This is a genomic window from Streptococcus sp. KCJ4932 (assembly GCF_004352745.1).
Lineage (GTDB): Bacteria > Bacillota > Bacilli > Lactobacillales > Streptococcaceae > Streptococcus > Streptococcus ruminicola.
In genome coordinates, this window is record NZ_SJWW01000007.1 from 33,821 (window position 1) to 54,641 (window position 20,821).

Below are 20,821 nucleotides of genomic sequence, written 5' to 3' on the forward strand. Positions count from 1 at the left end.
ATGTTTATATGAAAGAAGTGACCTTGCTTATTCTGCTAAGTCACTTAGGTATTCATATCTTTCGTATTTTTCAAGTAAGTTTTCATTGGCTTCATCCAATGAACGTTGAAGCTCAGCTAGTTTGCCATAATCGCTGGCATTTTCTTGCATCTGAGCTTCGATAGATTCGATGTCTTCTTCAAGCTTGGCGATTTCATCTTCGATGACTTCCCACTCTTGTTTTTCAAAGTAAGACATACGTTTTTTCTTCGTTTTCTCTTTTTCTGTCTTTTGTTGTGCTTCTTTCTTAACTTGAACAACCGCATTTTCTTCAAATGCTTTTTCATCAAGATAATCTGTATAGTTACCGAAGAATTCTCTCACATGACCATTTTCAAAAGCTAAAATTTTATTAGCCACTTTGTCAAGAAAATAACGGTCGTGACTAACAGTGATAACGGGGCCTTGGAAAGTTTGTAAGAAACTTTCAAGAACTGTTAAAGTTGCGATATCAAGGTCATTGGTTGGTTCGTCAAGAAGCAGAACGTTTGGTTTTTCAATCAAAATCTTCAAAAGGTAAAGACGTTTTTTCTCACCACCAGATAATTTTGAAATCAATGTTCCATGAGTCGAACGTGGGAAAAGGAATTGTTCTAACAAATCCGTCACACTTGTTGTTCCGACACTTGTCTTAACTTCATCTGCTACTTCTTGCAAATAATTGATGACACGTTTGTCTTCGTCCATGTCTTTTGGCAACTGTGAAAAGTAACCAATACGAACAGTCTCACCAATTTCAAGTTTTCCGCTTGTTGGTTGCAAATTTCCATTAATCAAATTAAGAAGCGTTGATTTTCCGACACCATTGTCACCAACGATACCAATGCGGTCTTTATTTTGCACCAAAAGGTTAAAGTCAGTCAAAATTTGTTTATCCGGAAAAGCAAAAGACACATTTTCAAAATTGATTACTTTTTTCCCGATACGACTTGTTTCAAAATTAATTTCCAGCTCTGTTGATTGAGTCGTTCCAGACAAATCAGCTTTCAAATCATTGAAACGATTGATACGCGCTTGTTGTTTTGTCGCACGCGCTTGTGGTTGCGTACGCATCCAAGCCAACTCTTGCTTGTAAAGTTGTTTTTTCTTATGAAGGGTTGCCGCATCACGTTCATCTTGTTCTGCACGCAAGCGTACATAATCCTGATAATTTCCTTGGTATTCTGTCAATTGACTATTAGCCAACTCAAAGATACGGGTTGCGACATTATCTAAGAAATAACGGTCGTGGGTGATGAAGAGAACTGTCTTTTTAGAAGTCTTCAAGTAATTCGTCAACCAAGCGATGGTATCAATGTCCAAGTGGTTGGTTGGTTCGTCAAGTAATAACAAGTCAGCATCATTCAACAAAACTTGCGCTAACTGAACACGACGACGAAGCCCACCAGACAAGTCACCAACTTTTTGTGACAAATCTTCTAGACCTAGTTTTGTTAAAACTGTCTTCACTTCGCTCTCGATAGCCCAAGCGTCAAGCGAATCCATTTCTGCCATGACTTTTTCAAGCTTATCTTGATTGGCTTCATCATAATTAGCCATCAAAGTTTCATAAGTCTTAATCAAAGTCATTTCACGCAAATCCGATGACAAAACTGTATCCAAAATCGTTTTGTTATCATCAAACTCAGGTTCTTGCGTCAAATAGGCAATTTTATATCCATTCTTAGCTGAAAATGGCGACACATCACCATCAAAACCAAGACGTCCCGAAATAACATCTAAAAGGGTTGTCTTACCAGTTCCATTAACCCCGATAATCCCAATGCGGTCAAAATCATGAATAATAAAGGAAATATCACGAAATACTGTCTTGTCACCAACGGATTTCGTTAAGTGTTCTACGATAAAATCGCTCATTTACTTTCCTTTCTAATAAATTCAAAAATAGCTTCTTTATCATTGGCAAGCTTACCAAGTACAATATGTTGTTCGATTGCTTTTAGAATTTGACCAAGCTCAGGTCCTGGTTTGAATTGCATTTCTTTAATCAGCATACCACCGTTGACCACAATCTCATGTTTGTCATGAATGGTTAATTCCTTATCCAAGCGCTCAATCGTCGCAAAATCAACTGGTAGACCAAAACCTAAACGAAGGTCTTCTGCTTGTTCGATAAGATTACGACCATAGCAATACATTTCCATCTTATCAAGCTCATTTGTCAAACGGAAACGATAGATTGACACAATCTTTTCAACATCTTTTTGGAATTGACTTGATGTTTTCCAAGCTCGCAAAAAGGCACGAACATCTTTGACATCCAATGCTAATAGCAAAGCTGCCCAAGCTTGTTCTGATGTTTTAAAGTGATAATCGTCTGCCAAATCATCCAAGAATTGTTGCAAATGATCATGAGCATTCTCAAGATGAGGAAGGTATTTTTGAGCTTCACTTGCAATCATGGCTTTAATCCCTTTACGCCAGAAAGGTGCCATCAATAATTTGTCAAATTCAATAAAAGAGCGCTCTACTGAAATTTTTTCAAGTAAGGGCGCATGTGCTGCCATAGCAGCAAAAGTCTCAGGTTCAATATCAAAATCAAGACTAGCTGAAAAACGGAAACCACGCATGATGCGAAGGGCATCTTCATTAAAACGCTCAGCTGGATTTCCAACCGCACGTAACAATTTGGCTTTCAGGTCAGCTAAGCCATTAAATTTATCAATAATCAAACCTGTTTCATCAAGTGCAAAAGCATTTACCGTAAAGTCACGACGTTTTAAATCCTCTTCAAGTGAGCGAACAAAAGATACGCTACTTGGTCTACGATAATCTACATAAACATCTTCCGTACGGAAAGTAGTGATTTCATACTCGCCACCTTCTTCAAGAACAAGCACAGTCCCATGCTCAATCCCAATATCAACGGTACGGTGAAAAATACTTTTTGTTTCTTCTGGGTAAGAACTTGTTGCAATATCTACATCGTGAATTGGGCGATTTAGTAAGACATCTCGAACGCTACCGCCAACGAAGTATGCCTCATAGCCTGCTTCACGAATTTTTTTTAAAATTGGTAAAGCCTCCTGAAATTCAGAAGGCAGATTGTTTAATTTCATAGTAATTTTTCCAAACCATAAACAAGTTTATCTTGTTTCACAACTGCTTTAATTCCAATATTAACGCCACTCATAAATGAAATACGATCATATGAATCATGACGAAGTGTTAACCCTTCACCTTGTGCCCCAAAAATAACTTCTTGGTGAGCAACCAGGCCAGGTAAGCGAACACTGTGGATACGCATACCATCAAAATCAGCACCACGCGCTCCCTTAAGTGTTTCAACTTCATCTGGAGCACCTTGTTTCTTAGCTTGACGCACTTCGCGAATCAATTCAGCTGTTTTCACAGCCGTTCCTGAAGGAGCATCCTTCTTCTTATCATGATGTAATTCAATAATTTCAAGGTCCGGAAAATATTTGGCTGCTTTTGCAGCAAATTCCATGAGTAAAATTGCACCGATAGCGAAGTTAGGGGCAATGAGTCCACCGATTTTCTTGTCTTCAGAAAGAGCAATCAATTCGGCAATTTCATCTTCAGAAAATCCTGTTGTCCCAACAACTGGAGCAAAGCCATTTTCTAAAGCAAAGCGAGTGTTTTCATAAGCAACAGCTGGCATTGTAAAATCAACCCACACATCAGCATCAAAACCAACTAGTTGTGATTTATCAGTGAATACTGGGACGCCATCAACTTCTTTTTCTGTTGCAAATGGATCAAGCAAAGCTGCTAAGGTTAAATCGTCATCTCCCTTAACCATATTAACTGCTGCTGAACCCATTCTCCCTTTAAAACCTGCTACGATAACTTTAATACTCATGTTTTTCTTTTCCTCTCTAGCATTTAGACAATTGGTGTGAAACCAAATGCAACGGCACCTTCCCCTAAATGAGTAGCAATTACGCCATCAAATGATACGATTTCAAGATTCTTCGTTTGACCTCTTTCAGCCAAAGCTTGATAGAAATGTTGAGCTTTTTCTTCTGCGCGAGAATGAATGATGAAAACTTCGTATTCTCCATTTTCAGTCACGTCAGACAAAACATCAACAAGACGTTTGATAGCTTTTTTCTCAGTTCGCACTTTTTCATAAACTTCAATAACACCTTCGTCATTAAAGTAAAGAATTGGTTTGATGCTAAGCAAGTTACCAATCAAAGCTGAACCATTTGACAAACGTCCACCTTTTACCAAGTGATTTAAATCATCAACCATGATAAAGGCACTTGTTCCATCGATTTGCTTTTGCAATTTAGCCAAAATATCATCAAATGAAAGACCATTTTCAGCCCAATTAAGTGTGTTTTTAACCATGCTACCTAATGGTGCTGAAGTGATTTTACTATCTGGAAATGCAATCGTTAATTCAGGATAATCTTCAATTAAGAATTGGATATTCTGCCAAAATCCTGAAATGCCTGATGACAAAAACAATCCTACAACGTGTGTATAGCCTTCAGTTGAAAGCTGTGTCAAAATTTCATCTAATTTTGCTAGACTTGGTTGGCTTGTCTTAGGTAAGGTTGGTGACATAGCCATTTTTCTGTAAAAATCATCAAGGCTCAAGTCTTTACCTTCAACGTAAGAAATACCACCAATCATGATTGGGATATCTAAGACAAAAAGATTTTCTTTTGCCTTAAGGTCATCTGACAAAACTGCGGTTGTATCTGTTATAACTGCTAATTTCATTAACTTCTAAACTCCAATTTAACCCCTGGACGATCGAGGGCAATTTCGGTTACTTCGTATGTTAGGCGTTGCACAATATCAAGTAAAGGCGCTGCCAAATATTCAACTTCGTCCTTAGTGAATTCACTTGGTTCATTGACAATACGATTTTGAATGTGAACCATTTGTGAAACAACACCGCTAATGACAAACTCTTGTTTTACGACCATAAATTGTAAAACAGAAACGATTGTTGTTTGATTATTGTCTGTGTCTTTTTTCACTAATTGAAATGTGACTTCAAAATTAGTCTTCGGTGTACCATTTTCTTTTTCCCATTCAAGATTTCTTGCATCATAATGGTATTGGTTGACAAATTCTTTTTCACGTACTAATTCCATACTTATCTCCTCTTTGTATATCACTTTTCATTATAGCATATTTCAACTCTATTTTGCACGCTTTTCTTTGAACTTTAAAGCAATACTGACAATTCTTTTTTTAACTCAAAAAAGTGTGCTTACCAACTATCATAGATAGTCAAATCGTATTCTGAAATGAGTTGATTTAATTTGCTACCATAAGACGTATCAGTGGCATAAGTTCCCGTTAGTGCTTCTGTCGCATCTTGATAAGAAGCAGTTCTTGATTTATGCACACCAACATACAAATCTTTTTGAAGAAACTGAGCATAATCCTGCAGAGATTCCTCCAGACTACCATAAGAACGAAATTGCGCATCAATGGTGTAAGAATTCCCATTGCCATCATCCTCCCAAGTCTGCATAGTCACCGATTGCCCCTTATAATCCCCTTTGATGCCAAAGAAATTATAATTGGGTGCTTGACTCAGTTTTGACTGACCACTGTTCGATTCTAAAATGGCTTGCGCAATCATGACCGAAGCGTAAAGGTCATTTTGCGCAGCGATTTGACGAGCTGATTCACCAATAGTTTGAACGAAAGATATGGTCGTCGTGTCTTGAGATGATTGACTAGTGTCTGCGGAGGTTGGATTTGCTGCTTCCTGCGAGTGATAGGCGAAGAAAATCAAGGTCAAAAAAGCCAAAAAGGCTAGAAAAGTCATGCCATATAAGACAGAACGAGGGACATTTTTTCGACGTCGTCTTCCACTAACCCTTCTTCTTTTCTTCCTTTTTCTTACCTTTGCCAAATACATTCAGTCCTTTCAAAAAGTCACCTTTCAGTATAACAAATTTTTGATAAAAAAGAGACTCTTAGCCGTTAATGACACAAATTCTTGAAAAGAGCCTTAGACGAAACTCTCTAAGACTCCTTTTTTCTATTTAAATCAAACAAGACTAGCTAAAATAGTGTTAACAATATTATCAACCGTCACACCATTTTCTGCCAAAAGTTCTTTAGCATTGTAACGATCATGGAAGGCTTTCTCTACACCATAATTTTGAATCTTGATGTCTGTATTTCCAAGGTAACTTGCAATCATTTGACCATAGCCACCTTCAAGCACACCATCTTCTAAAGTCACCGCAACTGGGTGTTCAGATTCCAAACTATCAAGTAATTCTTCATCCAATCCTGTGATGAATTTTGGATTAACAAGGGTTGCTGTGATTCCGTGTTTGTCAGCCAATTCTTTAGCCACTTCTTCAGCTAAACCATAGAAATTGCCAAGACCAAAGATAGCAACCTTGCTACCTTTTTGAGTGACTTGGTTCTTGTTAAGAATTGAATAATCTGTCGTATCAGCTACTCCAGTCTCACGAAGTGGACCAACTGGAATACGAATAGCAACTGGGTGTTCATTTTGTTCAACAGCCCAATCAAGCATCGCTAGATGCTCTTCTTTACTTGTTGGCGCCAAGTAAACCACATTTGGAATGTGAGCCAAAAATGGAATATCGAAGAAACCAAGGTGACTTTCATCATTCATGGCACTAACTGACGCTGAGTAAACCAAGGTTGTCACCGGAAGGTTATTAAGCGCAATGTCATGTGACCATTGGTCATAAGTACGTTGCATAAATGGTGCTGCTACGTACCAGATTGGTTTTGCACCATTTTTAGCAAGACCAGCTGCCATAGTCGCTGCTTCTTCTTCAGCGATCCCTACATCAACAAATTGTTTACCAGCCTTTTGACGTTGCTCTTGATTCAACATAAACATCGGAGTTCCTGCATTTACAGCAACAACCGTTGGGTCTTTTTCAATTTTGTCTAAAACAAATTCTGTCGTAATGCTGTTGTAAGTTTCACCTGAAGTTGTGTGACGAAGGTATTCTCCAGTTTCTGGATTGTAAGGTCCTCCAGCATGGAAGGCTTCGCGATTTTCTTCCATAAATGACACGCCGTGACCTTTTTGTGTATGAATATGTAACAAAACTGGGTGATTCGCATCTTTTACTTCTTCAAAAAGAGCAATTAATTGGTCAAGGTCATTTCCTGCTTCAAGATAATGATAATCAAAGCCAAGTGCCTCAAAGAAATTATTAGCAGCTTTGCCATTGTTTTCACGCAAATCACGAAGTGCTGTGTAAATGCCACCTGTTGGATTTGCTGCGATTGATTGGTCATTATCATTAACAATAACAATCGTATTGGTTCCTTCTGTTGCGATTTGGTTCAAGCCTTCATAAGCCATTCCACCTGACAGTGAACCATCACCGATAACAGCAACAACATTGTAAACTTCATCATTTAAATCACGCGCTTTTGCCACACCTGAAGCCAGTGACAAAGAGGTTGAAGTATGCCCAATTGTAAACAAATCATGTTCACTTTCTTTGGGATTTGTATAACCAGACACGTCATCATAGTGAGCTGGGTCAAGAAAGGCTTGCGCACGCCCAGTCAACATTTTATGAACGTATGATTGGTGAGAAACGTCAAAGATAAATTTATCAACCGGTGAATTAAAGACGTAGTGCATAGCAACTGTCATTTCCACCATACCAAAGTTTGGTCCGTTGTGTCCGCCATGCTGACTTGTTTTTTCAAGCAAAGCTTGACGAGCTTCATCAACCACACGTTGCAAGTCCTCACGAGACAATTTTTTTAAATCTTGTGGCGATGCAATTGTTTCAAGTACCATATATTTCTCCTTTTTATTTGACAATCATTTTTAAAAACTTCTCAGCTTTTTCAAGTATCCCTATCATACACCTTGGAGTCCACTCCAAGTCAAGCAAAAAAATGATTTTTAAAAAGAAAAAAAGAGAGATAATCTCTATCTCTCTTGATTAAGGTATTATTTGGTGACTTTGTTCAACTTTCTGATGGATATATTCAACCAATTCAACAGTTAAATCATATCGCATAAATGGTGTAATGAGGTAAATGCCGTTAAAGAATTTTAAAGCATGATCAATTAATTGTTTACTTTCTTCTAAAGCCAATTGTTGGCATTTTTCCTTGTCATCTTTGACAGCTTCTAGTTTTGCTAGAAAGTTATCTGATAGCTGAATGCCGGGTACTTCATTGTGAAGGAAAATAGCATTGTTATAGCTAGTAATTGGCATAATACCAACAAAAAATGGCGTTTCATAATCTCGTGTTAGCTTTGCTAAATTTTCAATAATCTCACTATTAAAAATAGGCTGTGTAATAAAACAATCTGCTCCAGCAGCAATCTTTCTTTCAATCAATCGACCGCAACGTGATAAATTTTTAACATTTGGATTGAAAGCCGCTGCTGCTGTAAAAGTTGTTTCTTTTTTAATGCTTGCGCCACTGTAACCTATTCCCTTGTTAAGTTGCTTAATCAACTCCAATAACTTGAAGCTCGTGGCATCATAGACGCTGGTTGCTCCCGGAAAATCTCCTATTTTAGATGGGTCCCCTGTAATCGCTAGTACCTGATGAAAGCCCAACACATCCATCCCCAAAAGACGTGATTGAAGCCCAATCATATTGTGGTCGCGACAAGATAAGTGTAGTAAAAACGGTGTTGAAATCTCATTTTTCAAAAGCGAGGCAATACTAACATTACAGATACGTGTCTTAGCTAGCGAATTATCTGCCAGCGTAATTGAAGATACCCCAGCCTCATCTAATGCTTTTACCCCTTCAGTAAACTTTTTAATATCAAGTGTTTTTGGTGGATCCAGCTCTGCTATAATAGTTACTTTTCTTTTGACTTTGTCGACGATAGTTTCTGATTGCTTAACCGCCTTAATCAGTTCTGCTTCTTCAACCATCGGTGTAACAAATTTGCGTGAGACTGGTTTCAAGCCTTTTATTGCACGCTTAACTGCTCTGATATGGTCAGGCGTTGTGCCACAACACCCACCAATCAGACGTGCTCCTTCAGCCACAAGCAGCTCTGCGCTTTTCCCAAAATAATCGGCATTTTGACTAAAACCATATTGCCCACTACCATTGTCATCAACAAAGGATAACAAACTGGCATTTGGATAAACCGACAAATACGACTGAGCAAACAGCGGCACTTGCTTGAGCGATTGAATCATATGATATGGTCCCAAATGGCAATTCAATCCAACTACATCTGCCCCGAGCATCACTAGTTTTCCAAAGATTTCAACCAAAGGACGACCATTTTCGGTTATTCCCGCTTCATGAATGGAAATATTGGTAATAATCGGCAAGTCTGTTAAAGGTCTGACTGCCTTTAAAATTTCGATGATTTCTTCTTCATCGTAGTAAGTTTCAAATAAAAGACCATCAATTTCCTTTGTTTCAAGCAAATAACCAACTTGTTCTAAAGTTTCCTTGATAATCTCATCAAGCGATAATTCGCATTGTTTGAGACCACGAAGAGCACCGACTGTTCCCAAAACAAAGGTATCCTCGCCTGCTGCTTGTCTTGCAATTTTGACGCCTGCTTGATTAATTTCTTTAATCTTGTCACCATAGCCGTAACCTTCTAGTCGATGTCTTTTGGCCGCATAGGTATTGGTCTGAATAACATCAGCTCCTGCTTCAATATAAGCCTTGTGAATGGCTAATACTTTTTCAGGATGCGTCAAATTATAAGCTTCGTAACAATTATCAAGACCATTAGCATAAAGAAGAGTTCCCATAGCACCGTCAGCGACTAAAATATCTGTTTTTAAACGTTCTAATAATCGTGACATAGCTCAACCTTCCTTATTTTCCGTATTTTGCACGAACTTCCTTAGTAGCCTCCACTAGCACTTTTAAAGCTGCAATTGTTTCTGGTTCACGACGTGTTTTAAGACCACAGTCAGGGTTAACCCAGAATTGTTCCAATGATAATTGACGAAGTGGACGTTCAATATTTGCAATAACTTCCTCTTTACTTGGCACACGTGGTGAGTGAATATCGTAAACCCCTAGACCAATTCCAAGTGGGTAAACTGCTGTTTCAAATGATTCAATGACATCACCGTGGCTACGACTTGTCTCAATAGAAATAACATCAGCGTCCAAGTCACGAATAGAATCGATGATTTCATTGAACTTAGAGTAACACATGTGAGTGTGAATTTGAGTATCATCTTTGACAGACGATGTTGCGATGCGGAAAGCATGCACAGCGTCATCGAGATAAGCTTTTTGTTTAGCTTTACGAAGTGGCAAACCTTCACGAAGCGCAGCTTCATCCACTTGGATAATAGCAATTCCAGCATCTTCAAGCAATTTGATTTCATCTTTGATAGCAAGACCGATTTGATTGAAAAGGTCTGCGCGTGAGATATCTGAACGTTCAAATGACCAGTTAGTGATGGTAATAGGTCCAGTTAACATTCCTTTCACAGGACGGTCAGTCAAACTTTGCGCATAAACCACTTCTTTGACTGACAAGGGTTGGATGTGTTTCACATCACCGTAAATAATTGGTGGTTTAACTGCACGAGAACCGTATGATTGCACCCAACCAAGTTTAGTTGTGGTAAAACCAGCTAATTTTTGACCGAAAAATTCAACCATGTCCACACGTTCAAATTCACCGTGTACCAAAACATCGATATCTAAGTCTTCTTGAATCTTAATCCAACGAGCGATTTCTGATTTGATAAAATCTTCATATTCAACATCAGAGATATTGCCACGTTTCCAAGCCAGACGAGTACGACGAACTTCTGGTGATTGAGGGAATGACCCAATTGTCGTTGTCGGAAGTGTTGGCAAACCTAGCTTTTCTTGTTGCACCTTGCGGCGAACTTTATAATCCACACGCTCAGTCGGCACATTTTCTAAACTTTCAAGAGTCACATTTCGGAAATCAGCTGCTTGCAAAGCGTCAAAGTCAACCACATGTTGCTTGTAAGCTTCAGATTCTTGACCATCCAAGTATTGACTCAAAAGTTCAAGTTCTTGCAATTTTTCGTCTGCAAATGCAAGACCATTTTTAAGAACAGGATCAAGGTCAGTTTCATTTTTTGTGGTAACTGGCACATGAAGAAGTGAGCAAGATGGTTGAATCACAAGATTGCCAACTTTAGCTTGTAGCTTTTCGAGCAATTCTGATGTTTTTTCAAAATCAGTTGCCCAGATGTTACGACCATCAACAACCCCAGCAAACACTTCTTTATTTTCAAAATAACCAGCTTCAACCGCTTCAAGATTTTCATCAAGGCCATGAACAAAATCAAGACCAAATGCGGCAACCGGAAGTTCTGATAACTCTTTAGCATCAATCAAAGCTTCGAAATATGTTTGGAAGATAATCTTGGCTTGTGGCACTTCTTTGGCAAAATAAGCATAAACGCATTTTGCTGCTTCAAGAAGATCTGCCCCTTCATCCGTTACAAAAATCGGTTCATCAACTTGAATGTATGTTGCACCAGCTTCAACCAATTCTGTAAAGACTTGTTTGTAAAGTGGCAGAAGTTTTTTCACTGCTGAAGTAAAATCGCTAACCTCAGATGACAAGGCGACATAAGTGATTGGCCCAGTAATAACTGGCTTAGCCTTATCACCAACAACTTCTTTAGCTTCAAGGTACAAATCAAGCAAGCGTGTATTTGTCAAATGCGGTTTAACTTTTGACCATTCTGGAACAATGTAGTGATAGTTGGTGTTGAACCATTTTTTCATTGATGAAGCAACATTATCCTTGTTACCACGCGCAATCGCAAAGAACAAATCCAGATTAATCTCTTCCTTGGCAAAACGATTTGGAATCACGCCAAATTGCACAGACAAATCCAAAATATGATCGTAAAGTGAAAAATCACCCACAGGAATAAAACCAAGACCTGCATCAGCTTGTTTTTTCAAAAATGATAAGCGCAATGCTTTCGCTTCTGCTTGCAATTCATCTTGTGAAATATTACCTGCCCAATAAGACTCAATCAATTTTTTCCACTCACGATTTTCACCCAAACGCGGATATCCCAAATTCGAAACCTTAACCATAGTTACCTCCTATAACCGTATTAGTTTAAAACTATACAATCCAAAAATTTTTATAGTTAAGATTTTAAACGATAAACCCTTATTTTTCAATGGTTCTAGCCATTCTATCTTTTTATGCTTTGCTATAGTTTTTAACTATGCAATTAGAATCTGTTATAGTTTAAAACTATAACGAAAACTTTCACACAAAAAAAGAATTCCCGAAGGAATCCTTTTCATTTGTTAGATTAATAAAATTTTGTATTGTAATGACTTTTAATTATTTTGCTTTTTTAAGGGCTCCGAAGAGAAGACCTGCTACGATTGCACCAATGATAACAAAGACAAGGTAAAGAATTGGAGCACTTGTCAATGCGATAACAAAGATACCACCGTGTGGAGCCATCAATTTAATACCGAATGCTCCGACAAGACCACCAGCTACAGCAGAACCAACCATGAAGCTTGGAATTGCACGAGCAGGGTCAGCAGCACCAAATGGGATAGCTCCTTCTGTGATGAATGAAAGACCCATGATGATGTTTGTCAAACCTGAGTTACGTTCTTCTTCAGTGAATTTGTTTTTGAAAAGAAGAGTTGCAACAAATACTGCAAGTGGTGGAACCATACCACCAGCCATAACTGATGCCATAGCCACTGAACCACCTGTCGCTACTGATGCAGCAAGAGTACCTGTACCAAAAACATATGCAGCTTTGTTAAATGGTCCACCCATATCGATAGCCATCATACCACCAAGAATAGCTCCAAGAAGAACTGCTGATGCACCTTGAAGACCTCCAAGGAAGTTGTTCAAACCAGTGTTAATAGCAGCCATTGGAATGTTGACGAACAACATTGCAAAACCTGTCAAGAAGACACCAAGCAATGGATAAAGCAAGATTGATTTGATACCTTCAAGTGAACGTGGCAAACCAGCACAAGCTTTTTTAACAAGGTTAACTAACCATCCAGCAAGGAAACCACCTACAAGAGCTCCAAGGAAACCTGAAGGAGTTCCTTCAAGATTACCCCAAGCAGCACCGCTTGAAGCAATCGCACCAGCCACGAAACCAGCTACAAGACCTGGTTTTTCAGCGATTGAGTAAGCAATGTAACCTGCCAAGATTGGAAGCATGAATCCAAAGGCAGCATTACCAATTGTTTTGAAGTAAGCAGCTGCTTGGTGATATGTACCCAAGTTAGAAAGTTGATCTTTTGGCACACCCAAAATGTTATCAATCAAGAATGCAAGTGCAATCATGATACCACCACCGATAACGAATGGTAACATTTGAGAAACACCACTCATCAAGTGTTTGTAGAATGCAGCACCAAGACTAAGTTTTTCACTTGATTCTTTTTCTTCAGTAGAAGAACCCGCTGCAGCTTTGTAAGTGTCAGCTTTACCATCAAGGATGATGTTAATTAATTCTTCAGTTTTCTTGATACCGTCAGCAACTGGACGAGATACCAATGGTTTACCGTCAAAACGTGCCATTTCCACTGCTTTATCTGCAGCAACAATAACACCTTTAGCACGAGCGATTTCATCAGCTGTCAAACGATTACCGACACCTGATGCACCATTTGTTTCAACACGAACAGTGACACCCATTTCGTCACCTTGTTTGATGAGGGCTTCTTCTGCCATGTAAGTGTGTGCAATACCAGTTGTACATGCTGTTACAGCAACGATAAGTGGTTTGTCATCTGATACTGGAGCTGCTTTAACTTCTTCTTTTGCTTTATTATCTTCTTCTGCAGAGTCAAAAGTTGCGATGACTTCATCAGCTGTTGAGACGTGACGCAATTTATCAGCAAAACCATCTTTCAAAAGGTATTTTGACAATTCAGCAAGAGCAGCCAAGTGAGTATCGTTTGCTCCGTCTGGTGCTGCAATCATGAAGAAAAGGTAAGTTGGTTGACCATCCAATGCTTCATAATCAACACCTGCTTGAGATTTTGCAAAAAGAACTGTTGCTTCTTTAACAGCGGCGTTCTTGCTGTGAGGCATAGCAATACCATCACCCAAACCTGTTGATGTTTGTGCTTCACGGTTCATGATACCTTGTTTAAAAGTATCAAAGTCAGTGACAACTCCGTGTTCAACAAGGCTTGTAATCATTTCATCGATAACAGCTTCTTTTGAAGTTGCTTTCAAATCAAGAATCATGACATCTTTTCTGAGCAAGTCTTGAATTTTCATAGTTTTTCTACCTCTACTTTTTGATATGTTTCTTTAATGAATTCAGCTGTTGCTAAATCATCTGAGAATGTCGTTGCTGTACCACATGCGACACCCCATTTAAGAGCTTCGATTGGGTCACCTGATTTCACGTATTCACCAGTAAATCCTGCAACCATAGAATCTCCAGCACCAACAGAATTTTTAACAGTGCCTTTGATTGGTTTTGCAAAGTAAGCTGCTTCTGGTGTTACTAGCAAAGCACCGTCGCCAGCCATTGAAATAATGACGTTTTTAGCACCTTTTGCAAGAATTTCGCGGGCGTATTTTTCGATGTCTTCAAGACCGTTCAATTCTACACCAAAGATATCTGCTAATTCGTGATTATTTGGTTTTACTAAAAGTGGTTGGTAGTTTAATGAATCTAAAAGTGTTTGACCTTCAAAGTCACAAACTACTTCTGCACCAGCTTTTTTAGCAATTGGAATCAATGTGTTGTAAACTTGGTTACCAAGGCTACTTGGAGCTGAACCTGCAAAAACAACAGTATCTTCACTTGAAAGACCAGCAAGAATTGCTTTTAATTCTTCAAGTTTTTCATCTGAAATTTTTGGACCAGCACCATTGATTTCTGTTTCTTCACCAGCTTTGATTTTAACATTGATACGTGTATCTTCAGAAACTTGAACAAAGTTTGTTTTGATACCTTCTGCAGTCAAGCCATCTTCAACAAAACGTCCAGTAAATCCACCGATAAATCCAGTTGCTGTATTATCGACATCCAAACGTTGCAAGATACGACTAACATTGATACCTTTACCACCAGCGAATTTGTCATCGCTAGTCATGCGGTTAACGCTACCAAGTTCTAAATGATCCAAACGTACGATAAAATCGATTGATGGATTCAGCGTTACTGTGTAAATCATACTTCAATTACCCTCGTATTTTCTTTTATTTTTTTCATCAGTGCTCCGCTAGATTGATTGGTAATAATTGTAGCATTCTCAATCTTATCGACCTTGGCAAAGGATACCCGACCGATTTTTGATGAATCTGTAACGATGTATGACTTTCTAGCATTTTCAATCACAGTCCTTTTGATAACAGCTTCTTCCATATCAGGCGTTGTTAAAAACTCCTCATCAATGCCGTTGATACCTAAAAAAGCCTTATCAAAGTTCAACTGCTTAATTTGCTCATAAGCCACAGCTCCAATGCTAGCATCTGTTGATTTCTTAACATGCCCACCAATAATAATGGTTTGAATGTTTTTATCAACCAACTTAGCCGCATGGTGAATCGAGTTGGTTACAACAGTTAAATTGTCTTGGTTCAAATAGCCTAACAACAATTCATTGGTTGTCCCTGCATCTACAAAAATAACATCATCATTTGAAATCAAGGATGCTGCTTTTCTAGCAACCAGCATTTTTTCTTGAATGTTTTTGATAGATTTTTGTTGATTGGTAAATTCCTCTTGGAGAGAGTGAGGAAGTTCTGCTCCACCGTGTACTCGGTGAAGTTTTCGCTCACTTTCAAGCTCATCTAAATCCCTGCGAACAGTGGACTCAGAGGTATCTAGCAGGCTCACTAAATCATCTAGCCGAACAAACTTATCATGCGAAAGTTTTTCCATGATTAACTGCTTTCGTTTAGACTTTAGAATCCTCGCCACCTCCTTTTGAAATCGTTTACAGTTAGAATTATACTATATTCCCGGTCAATGTCAAGCACTTTCTATCAAATTCTATCATTTTTCTATCAGACCGTCAATTTTCAGAAAAGATTCTCGAGAATTTCAGAAAAAGCCTTGTAAGAAACATTCTTACAAGGCTTTTTGTTTTTATTCGTTGATTAATGATGTTGAGTGAACAACACGGTTATCACGATCAGGGAAGATATACTTGATAGCTTGATTAATCGCTGTTGGTGCTTCACCAAAACCAGTCGCAATCAAATCAACCTTACCTTCATAATCAGCCGCATCACCAATTGCGTAAACACCTGCTTGACTTGTTTCAAACAATGGTGACACCGCAATGCTTGAACGTTTGTAATCAACATTCCAATTTTTAAGGTTTTTATTTGATGTTGAAAATCCAAAACTTACAATCAAAGCGTCAAGTGGCAATTCAACAGTTTCATCAGATTTCACTTTTTGAACAGTTAAGCTCTTAACAAATTGACCATCACCAGAAAGTTCAAATGGCACATAAGGTGTCAAAATGTTAACGTTTGACTCTTTCAAAACTTCTACACTGTGTTCATGAGCACGAAAAGCATCTCGACGGTGCACAATAGTTACACTTTTAGCTAAGCCATCTAAGTGATTCGCCCAGTCAACCGCTGAGTCACCACCACCACAAATGACCACATCTTTACTAGCGAATTGGTCAAGTTTGTGAACATTGTAGAAAAGGTTGTTGTCAGCGTAAGCTTCTTCACCTTCCAAACCAAGTGTACGAGGGGCAAAAGCACCATTACCACACGCAATCACGATGGCACGTGAAAAATGTTGACCTTTATTTGTTTCGATAGTAAAAATATCACCATCTTTTTCAAATGTTTTGACTTCTTCTTTAAGGCAAATAGCTGTGCTATCTTTGAAACGATCTAGTTGCTTGATCAGATTTTCAGTCAAATCAGCTGCTGTAATTCCAGGAAAACCAGCAACGTCATAAATCATTTTTTCTGGATAAAGAACTGCAGGTTGTCCACCAAGTTCAGATAAACTTTCAATGATTTTCACCGAAACGCCACGCAAACCAGCGTAAAAGGCTGCAAACAAACCAACAGGTCCACCACCAATGATAGTAATATCATAGATTTCACGATTTTCTGACATTTATATTTCCAACTCCTTGTATATTTCTTCGATAATCGACGATTTATAGGCAATGTATTTATCAATATCTTTAGGGAATAGCTTCGCCGCTTTTTCTTTTACCTCGCCATAAGCCAAAACAGTCTCAGGATGACTACGTAAATAATCACGAAAAGCAAGATGACGCTTCAGTTCAGGCGAATTTTCAGGACAAACATAAAGATGATGAACTTGAAGATGCTCTTTGCCTGAGTAAGCAAAAGCTTCTCTACCTTCGATCCCTAAATTTCCCTCATGAACATAACCAATCACTGCTAATTTTTGAATCACCTCAGACAAATCTGTGTCTATAGCAATCACCAAATCGATGTCAATAATTGGCTTTGCCGAAAGCCCTTGAACAGAAGTACTTCCCACATGTTCTATTTTAAGAATTAAGTCACCTAGAGCAGCTTTAAGCTCTTTGGCAATCTTCTCAAAATCATCTTTCCAACTTTCCTGATAAGACAGAACAAGGACTTCCTTCGTTCGCATAAAACCTCCCAAAAATAAAGAGACATACAGCCTGCATGTCCTCTATTATATCACATATTCTATTCTTGCGCGTCTCTCTCTTTGAGAATCTTGCGGAAAATAGCCTCTTCTTCTTTTGTAAAAGCATAATCTTCCAACAAATCCGGTCGACGCTCTAAAGTCTTACGAAGACTTTGTTCAATTCGCCATTTGCGAATATTTTCGTGGTGACCACTCATCAAAACATCAGGAACTTTCATACCTCTGAAGTCATAAGGACGAGTGTATTGTGGGAACTCGAGCAAACCAGATGAGAACGAATCATCTTGGTGACTCGCTTCTTTTCCAAGAACATTTGGAATTAGGCGAACCGTTGCATCCACAATCGTCATCGCAGCCAATTCACCACCCGTTAAAACAAAATCCCCGAGTGAGATTTCATCCGTTACCAAAGTCTTGATACGTTCATCATAACCTTCATAGTGGCCACAGATAAAAATCAACTCATCTTCCTGTGCCAATTCTTCAGCATAGCTTTGATCAAAAGTGCGACCCGCTGGATCCAAAAGAATCACACGAGGTTTCTTCGCATCGATTTTATCAATCGTGTCAAAAATAGGCTGTGCACGAAGCAGCATTCCTTGTCCACCACCGTATGGTTCATCATCAACATGACGAGCTTTTTCGGCATTATCACGGAAATTGTGATAGTTAATGTCAAGCAACCCTTTTTCCTTAGCTTTCCCGACAATAGAGTATTCTAAAGGCGCAAACATTTCAGGAAAGAGCGTTAAGATATCAATCTTCATCGTCAAGTCCTTCCAAAATATCCACATCTACACGATTGGCAGCAACATCGACATTTAAAACAACTGGTGGAATGTATGGTAATAGCAAGTCGCGTTTACCTTTACGTTTAACCACCCAAACATCATTTGCGCCAGGTTGAAGAATTTCTTTGACTTGTCCGACTAAAACGCCGTTTTCATAAACATCAAGCCCGATAATTTCATGATAGTAAAATTCACCGTCTTCAAGCTCTGACAAGTTTTCTTCAGCTACTTTCAAAGTGCACCCTTTGTATTTTTCAATATCATTGATATGATACATGCCTTTAAACTTGATAATATCAAAATTCTTTTGTTTACGGTGACTAGCAATCTCAACATCAATCAAGAAATTATCTTTATCATCAAAAACAGCTAATTTTGAACCCTTTTTAAAACGTTCTTCAGCAAAATCAGTTACTGACAACACACGCATCTCACCTTGAAGACCTTGTGTATTGACAATTTTTCCAACATTATAGTAATTCATTTCAACTCCACATAACTTAGTCTTTATCATTTTACCATAAAAACAGTAAAGAAAAAACCAGCTGCCACTCTGCAACTGATCAAGATAGTCCGTACGGGATTCGAACCCGTGTTACCGCCGTGAAAAGGCGGTGTCTTAACCCCTTGACCAACGGACCATATTAACAAAACCTTTGAGGTTTACTGGGGTAGCTGGATTCGAACCAACGCATGAGGGAGTCAAAGTCCCTTGCCTTACCGCTTGGCTATACCCCATAAACAACATAAACTATTCTATCGCAATTTCACTTGTTTGTCAATAGTTTTTTGAAACTTTTTTAAATCTTTTTTCAAGACTTTGAAAAAGTTTCTTGCCGATTTACATCTCCTAAATCAGCACAAGAAATATTCTATCATAAAGACTGCTATTTGAAAACCCCTTTTTTCAATTTTTTTAACTTTTTTTCAAAAAAAAAACTTTTACCCGAAAAATAGTCAAAACAAAACTCTAAAAACAAAAAGAAAAAGGGCAGCTAATTGCTACTCTTCTCCTTTTTCGTCAATAACAAGTCTTACTTTTTTACCTTGAGTTGGTACCGAATAGACAATCGATCTTATCGCTGTAATGGTACGACCTTTTTTACCGATAACACGACCGATGTCCTGTGCATCCAAATCAAGATGATATTCTAAAAACTCAGGTGTATCTTCAATTTTAATGGTAAGATTATCTGGTTGTGAAATCAAAGGTTTCACAATAGCGATAATAAGATTTTCAATGGTATCCATAGGCTTAGTTTACTCTATTATTTTGAGAATTTTGAATCGTGGAATTTTTTCATAACGCCTTCACGTGAAAGGATGTTACGAACTGTATCTGAAGGTTGAGCACCTTTAGACAACCATTCAAGAACACGTTCTTCTTTAAGTGATACTTGGTTTTCTTCGATAAGTGGGTTGTAAGTACCAACTGTTTCGATGAAACGACCGTCACGTGGAGCACGTGAATCAGCTACGTTGATACGGTAGAAAGGTTTTTTCTTAGAACCCATACGAGTTAAACGGATTTTTACTGCCATTAGTATAAAGTCTCTTTTCTATTTTTTTGTTTAGGTTAATAGCTCTGCTACTAACTCACTTAATTTATTATATCATAAAAAGATAAGGTGTCAAGAAAAAAACTTGACACCTTTTAAAATTTTTTCAATTAATCAATTAAGCTCAATCACACCGTAATGAAACTTTTGGTTTGGTCGCACAAATTGCTTAAACCCATAGGTTTCAAATACCTTATCTCTAAAATGAGCTTTAATGATAATTTTCTTTCTTGCCACGCGCTTTGCTTCTCTCAAAAATTCTTCTGAAAAAGCTGTTTCGTTAGCATATTGGCGTAAGCCATCTAAATTTTTAGACTCCGTAATTCTCTCAGAAAACATTGGATCACAGTAAATGACATCAAAAGAATTATCTGGCAATGTTTTTAAATAAGCTAAATTCTCCGCACAAACCGTGTGAATTGAACGCATGGCTTTATTTAAAGCTTCTGAATCAGACTGATAATGCTGTAATCCTTCTGATACAATAAAATGAATGATTGGGTGGCTTTCCACCGCTGTGACAGTGTGGCCCGCATAAGCCATGACAATGCTATCACTTGCTAAGCCCATCGTACTATCAAGAATTTGCAAAGGTTCTTTTCCCAGCAAATCAACTAAAGCATCATGCGAACTCTTAATACGTAACATTGCAGTATCTGGATGAAATACAAGTTCACTACCATCTTGATTTACCAGGCAAAGCTTATTATCATAAACCAGAAGAAGACCTTCTCTTCCCTTTAAAAGCTTTGTTACTGATTGCTTTTGCCGTTTGATGACAGGCAAAGAAAGCTTCTCTCCGATTATTCTTGCTCTTTTTAATAAATCATCATTTTCCCTTAAACTCGTTGTAATTGCAATAGTCATATATCTATTATAACAA

The 20,821-nt window shown here is 38.2% G+C and carries 19 protein-coding genes and 2 tRNA genes; all 21 read right to left on the minus strand.

All coding sequences use genetic code 11. The features are described from left to right. Window positions 1-27 precede the first annotated feature (27 nt). On the minus strand, window positions 28-1,896 hold the full coding sequence (locus tag E0E02_RS04225; RefSeq protein ID WP_133017936.1) for an ABC-F family ATP-binding cassette domain-containing protein: 1,869 nt from the start codon (window positions 1,894-1,896) through the stop codon (window positions 28-30). Further along, on the minus strand, window positions 1,893-3,098 hold the full coding sequence (locus E0E02_RS04230; protein WP_039696743.1) for a CCA tRNA nucleotidyltransferase: 1,206 nt from the start codon (window positions 3,096-3,098) through the stop codon (window positions 1,893-1,895). Before E0E02_RS04230 ends, E0E02_RS04225 begins: the two co-directional genes overlap by 4 nt. Next, on the minus strand, window positions 3,095-3,862 hold the full coding sequence (gene dapB, locus E0E02_RS04235; RefSeq protein WP_074626670.1) for a 4-hydroxy-tetrahydrodipicolinate reductase: 768 nt from the start codon (window positions 3,860-3,862) through the stop codon (window positions 3,095-3,097). The genes E0E02_RS04230 and dapB overlap by 4 nt, the downstream gene beginning before the upstream one ends. A gap of 23 nt (window positions 3,863-3,885) precedes the next feature. Further along, complete coding sequence (locus E0E02_RS04240) at window positions 3,886-4,734, minus strand: DegV family protein (protein WP_074867865.1); 849 nt, start codon at window positions 4,732-4,734, stop codon at window positions 3,886-3,888. Continuing rightward, window positions 4,734-5,114, minus strand: a complete 381-nt coding sequence (locus E0E02_RS04245) for a DUF1149 family protein (protein WP_006531236.1) — start codon at window positions 5,112-5,114, stop codon at window positions 4,734-4,736. Before E0E02_RS04245 ends, E0E02_RS04240 begins: the two co-directional genes overlap by 1 nt. A gap of 119 nt (window positions 5,115-5,233) precedes the next feature. Then, window positions 5,234-5,893: a glucosaminidase domain-containing protein gene (locus tag E0E02_RS04250; protein ID WP_133017937.1), complete on the minus strand. Its 660-nt coding sequence runs from the start codon at window positions 5,891-5,893 to the stop codon at window positions 5,234-5,236. Between the two features lie 132 nt (window positions 5,894-6,025). After that, complete coding sequence (locus E0E02_RS04255) at window positions 6,026-7,786, minus strand: 1-deoxy-D-xylulose-5-phosphate synthase (RefSeq protein ID WP_133017938.1); 1,761 nt, start codon at window positions 7,784-7,786, stop codon at window positions 6,026-6,028. 148 nt (window positions 7,787-7,934) lie between these two features. After that, window positions 7,935-9,791 carry a bifunctional homocysteine S-methyltransferase/methylenetetrahydrofolate reductase gene (locus E0E02_RS04260; protein WP_133017939.1) on the minus strand — a complete coding sequence of 619 codons (1,857 nt, stop codon included), beginning with the start codon at window positions 9,789-9,791 and terminating at the stop codon, window positions 7,935-7,937. Between the two features lie 13 nt (window positions 9,792-9,804). Next, window positions 9,805-12,039 (minus strand): 5-methyltetrahydropteroyltriglutamate--homocysteine S-methyltransferase, encoded by a 2,235-nt coding sequence (gene metE, locus E0E02_RS04265; protein ID WP_133017940.1) that lies wholly within the window; start codon window positions 12,037-12,039, stop codon window positions 9,805-9,807. 259 nt (window positions 12,040-12,298) lie between these two features. Further along, window positions 12,299-14,227 carry a fructose-specific PTS transporter subunit EIIC gene (locus E0E02_RS04270; RefSeq protein ID WP_074867876.1) on the minus strand — a complete coding sequence of 643 codons (1,929 nt, stop codon included), beginning with the start codon at window positions 14,225-14,227 and terminating at the stop codon, window positions 12,299-12,301. Beyond that, window positions 14,224-15,135, minus strand: coding sequence for a 1-phosphofructokinase (pfkB, locus tag E0E02_RS04275; protein WP_074563908.1), 912 nt, complete (start codon window positions 15,133-15,135; stop codon window positions 14,224-14,226). The genes E0E02_RS04270 and pfkB overlap by 4 nt, the downstream gene beginning before the upstream one ends. Beyond that, complete coding sequence (locus E0E02_RS04280) at window positions 15,132-15,875, minus strand: DeoR/GlpR family DNA-binding transcription regulator (protein ID WP_279347008.1); 744 nt, start codon at window positions 15,873-15,875, stop codon at window positions 15,132-15,134. Before E0E02_RS04280 ends, pfkB begins: the two co-directional genes overlap by 4 nt. A gap of 177 nt (window positions 15,876-16,052) precedes the next feature. Further along, window positions 16,053-17,054, minus strand: coding sequence for an NAD(P)/FAD-dependent oxidoreductase (locus E0E02_RS04285; protein WP_133017941.1), 1,002 nt, complete (start codon window positions 17,052-17,054; stop codon window positions 16,053-16,055). Then, window positions 17,055-17,567 (minus strand): GrpB family protein, encoded by a 513-nt coding sequence (locus E0E02_RS04290; RefSeq protein WP_074964553.1) that lies wholly within the window; start codon window positions 17,565-17,567, stop codon window positions 17,055-17,057. Window positions 17,568-17,626: 59 nt separating this feature from the next. Next, the gene (trmD, locus tag E0E02_RS04295; RefSeq protein WP_074602212.1) at window positions 17,627-18,355 is read right to left on the minus strand and encodes a tRNA (guanosine(37)-N1)-methyltransferase TrmD; all 729 of its coding nucleotides are present in this window, start codon (window positions 18,353-18,355) and stop codon (window positions 17,627-17,629) included. Beyond that, a complete protein-coding gene (rimM, locus tag E0E02_RS04300; RefSeq protein ID WP_133017942.1) occupies window positions 18,345-18,863 on the minus strand; it encodes a ribosome maturation factor RimM in 519 nt (172 codons plus the stop codon). Before rimM ends, trmD begins: the two co-directional genes overlap by 11 nt. 85 nt (window positions 18,864-18,948) lie before the next feature. Next, window positions 18,949-19,020: transfer RNA gene (locus E0E02_RS04305), tRNA-Glu, on the minus strand. A gap of 25 nt (window positions 19,021-19,045) precedes the next feature. Continuing rightward, window positions 19,046-19,117: transfer RNA gene (locus E0E02_RS04310), tRNA-Gln, on the minus strand. Between the two features lie 264 nt (window positions 19,118-19,381). After that, window positions 19,382-19,630, minus strand: a complete 249-nt coding sequence (locus tag E0E02_RS04315; RefSeq protein ID WP_003065320.1) for a KH domain-containing protein — start codon at window positions 19,628-19,630, stop codon at window positions 19,382-19,384. A 17-nt stretch (window positions 19,631-19,647) separates the two neighbouring features. Then, window positions 19,648-19,920, minus strand: a complete 273-nt coding sequence (gene rpsP, locus E0E02_RS04320) for a 30S ribosomal protein S16 (RefSeq protein ID WP_074563913.1) — start codon at window positions 19,918-19,920, stop codon at window positions 19,648-19,650. Window positions 19,921-20,052: 132 nt separating this feature from the next. Continuing rightward, window positions 20,053-20,805, minus strand: a complete 753-nt coding sequence (locus E0E02_RS04325; RefSeq protein ID WP_133017943.1) for a class I SAM-dependent methyltransferase — start codon at window positions 20,803-20,805, stop codon at window positions 20,053-20,055. Window positions 20,806-20,821: the final 16 nt, after the last annotated feature.

Bases quoted from the DNA above. Each gene is read 5' to 3' on its own strand.
- E0E02_RS04225 (WP_133017936.1), bottom strand. From the start codon at position 1,896: ATGAGCGATTTTATCGTAGAACACTTAACGAAATCCGTTGGTGACAAG.
- E0E02_RS04230 (WP_039696743.1), bottom strand. From the start codon at position 3,098: ATGAAATTAAACAATCTGCCTTCTGAATTTCAGGAGGCTTTACCAATT.
- dapB (WP_074626670.1), bottom strand. From the start codon at position 3,862: ATGAGTATTAAAGTTATCGTAGCAGGTTTTAAAGGGAGAATGGGTTCA.
- E0E02_RS04240 (WP_074867865.1), bottom strand. From the start codon at position 4,734: ATGAAATTAGCAGTTATAACAGATACAACCGCAGTTTTGTCAGATGAC.
- E0E02_RS04245 (WP_006531236.1), bottom strand. From the start codon at position 5,114: ATGGAATTAGTACGTGAAAAAGAATTTGTCAACCAATACCATTATGAT.
- E0E02_RS04250 (WP_133017937.1), bottom strand. From the start codon at position 5,893: ATGTATTTGGCAAAGGTAAGAAAAAGGAAGAAAAGAAGAAGGGTTAGT.
- E0E02_RS04255 (WP_133017938.1), bottom strand. From the start codon at position 7,786: ATGGTACTTGAAACAATTGCATCGCCACAAGATTTAAAAAAATTGTCT.
- E0E02_RS04260 (WP_133017939.1), bottom strand. From the start codon at position 9,791: ATGTCACGATTATTAGAACGTTTAAAAACAGATATTTTAGTCGCTGAC.
- metE (WP_133017940.1), bottom strand. From the start codon at position 12,039: ATGGTTAAGGTTTCGAATTTGGGATATCCGCGTTTGGGTGAAAATCGT.
- E0E02_RS04270 (WP_074867876.1), bottom strand. From the start codon at position 14,227: ATGAAAATTCAAGACTTGCTCAGAAAAGATGTCATGATTCTTGATTTG.
- pfkB (WP_074563908.1), bottom strand. From the start codon at position 15,135: ATGATTTACACAGTAACGCTGAATCCATCAATCGATTTTATCGTACGT.
- E0E02_RS04285 (WP_133017941.1), bottom strand. From the start codon at position 17,054: ATGTCAGAAAATCGTGAAATCTATGATATTACTATCATTGGTGGTGGA.
- E0E02_RS04290 (WP_074964553.1), bottom strand. From the start codon at position 17,567: ATGCGAACGAAGGAAGTCCTTGTTCTGTCTTATCAGGAAAGTTGGAAA.
- trmD (WP_074602212.1), bottom strand. From the start codon at position 18,355: ATGAAGATTGATATCTTAACGCTCTTTCCTGAAATGTTTGCGCCTTTA.
- rimM (WP_133017942.1), bottom strand. From the start codon at position 18,863: ATGAATTACTATAATGTTGGAAAAATTGTCAATACACAAGGTCTTCAA.
- E0E02_RS04315 (WP_003065320.1), bottom strand. From the start codon at position 19,630: ATGGATACCATTGAAAATCTTATTATCGCTATTGTGAAACCTTTGATT.
- rpsP (WP_074563913.1), bottom strand. From the start codon at position 19,920: ATGGCAGTAAAAATCCGTTTAACTCGTATGGGTTCTAAGAAAAAACCT.
- E0E02_RS04325 (WP_133017943.1), bottom strand. From the start codon at position 20,805: ATGACTATTGCAATTACAACGAGTTTAAGGGAAAATGATGATTTATTA.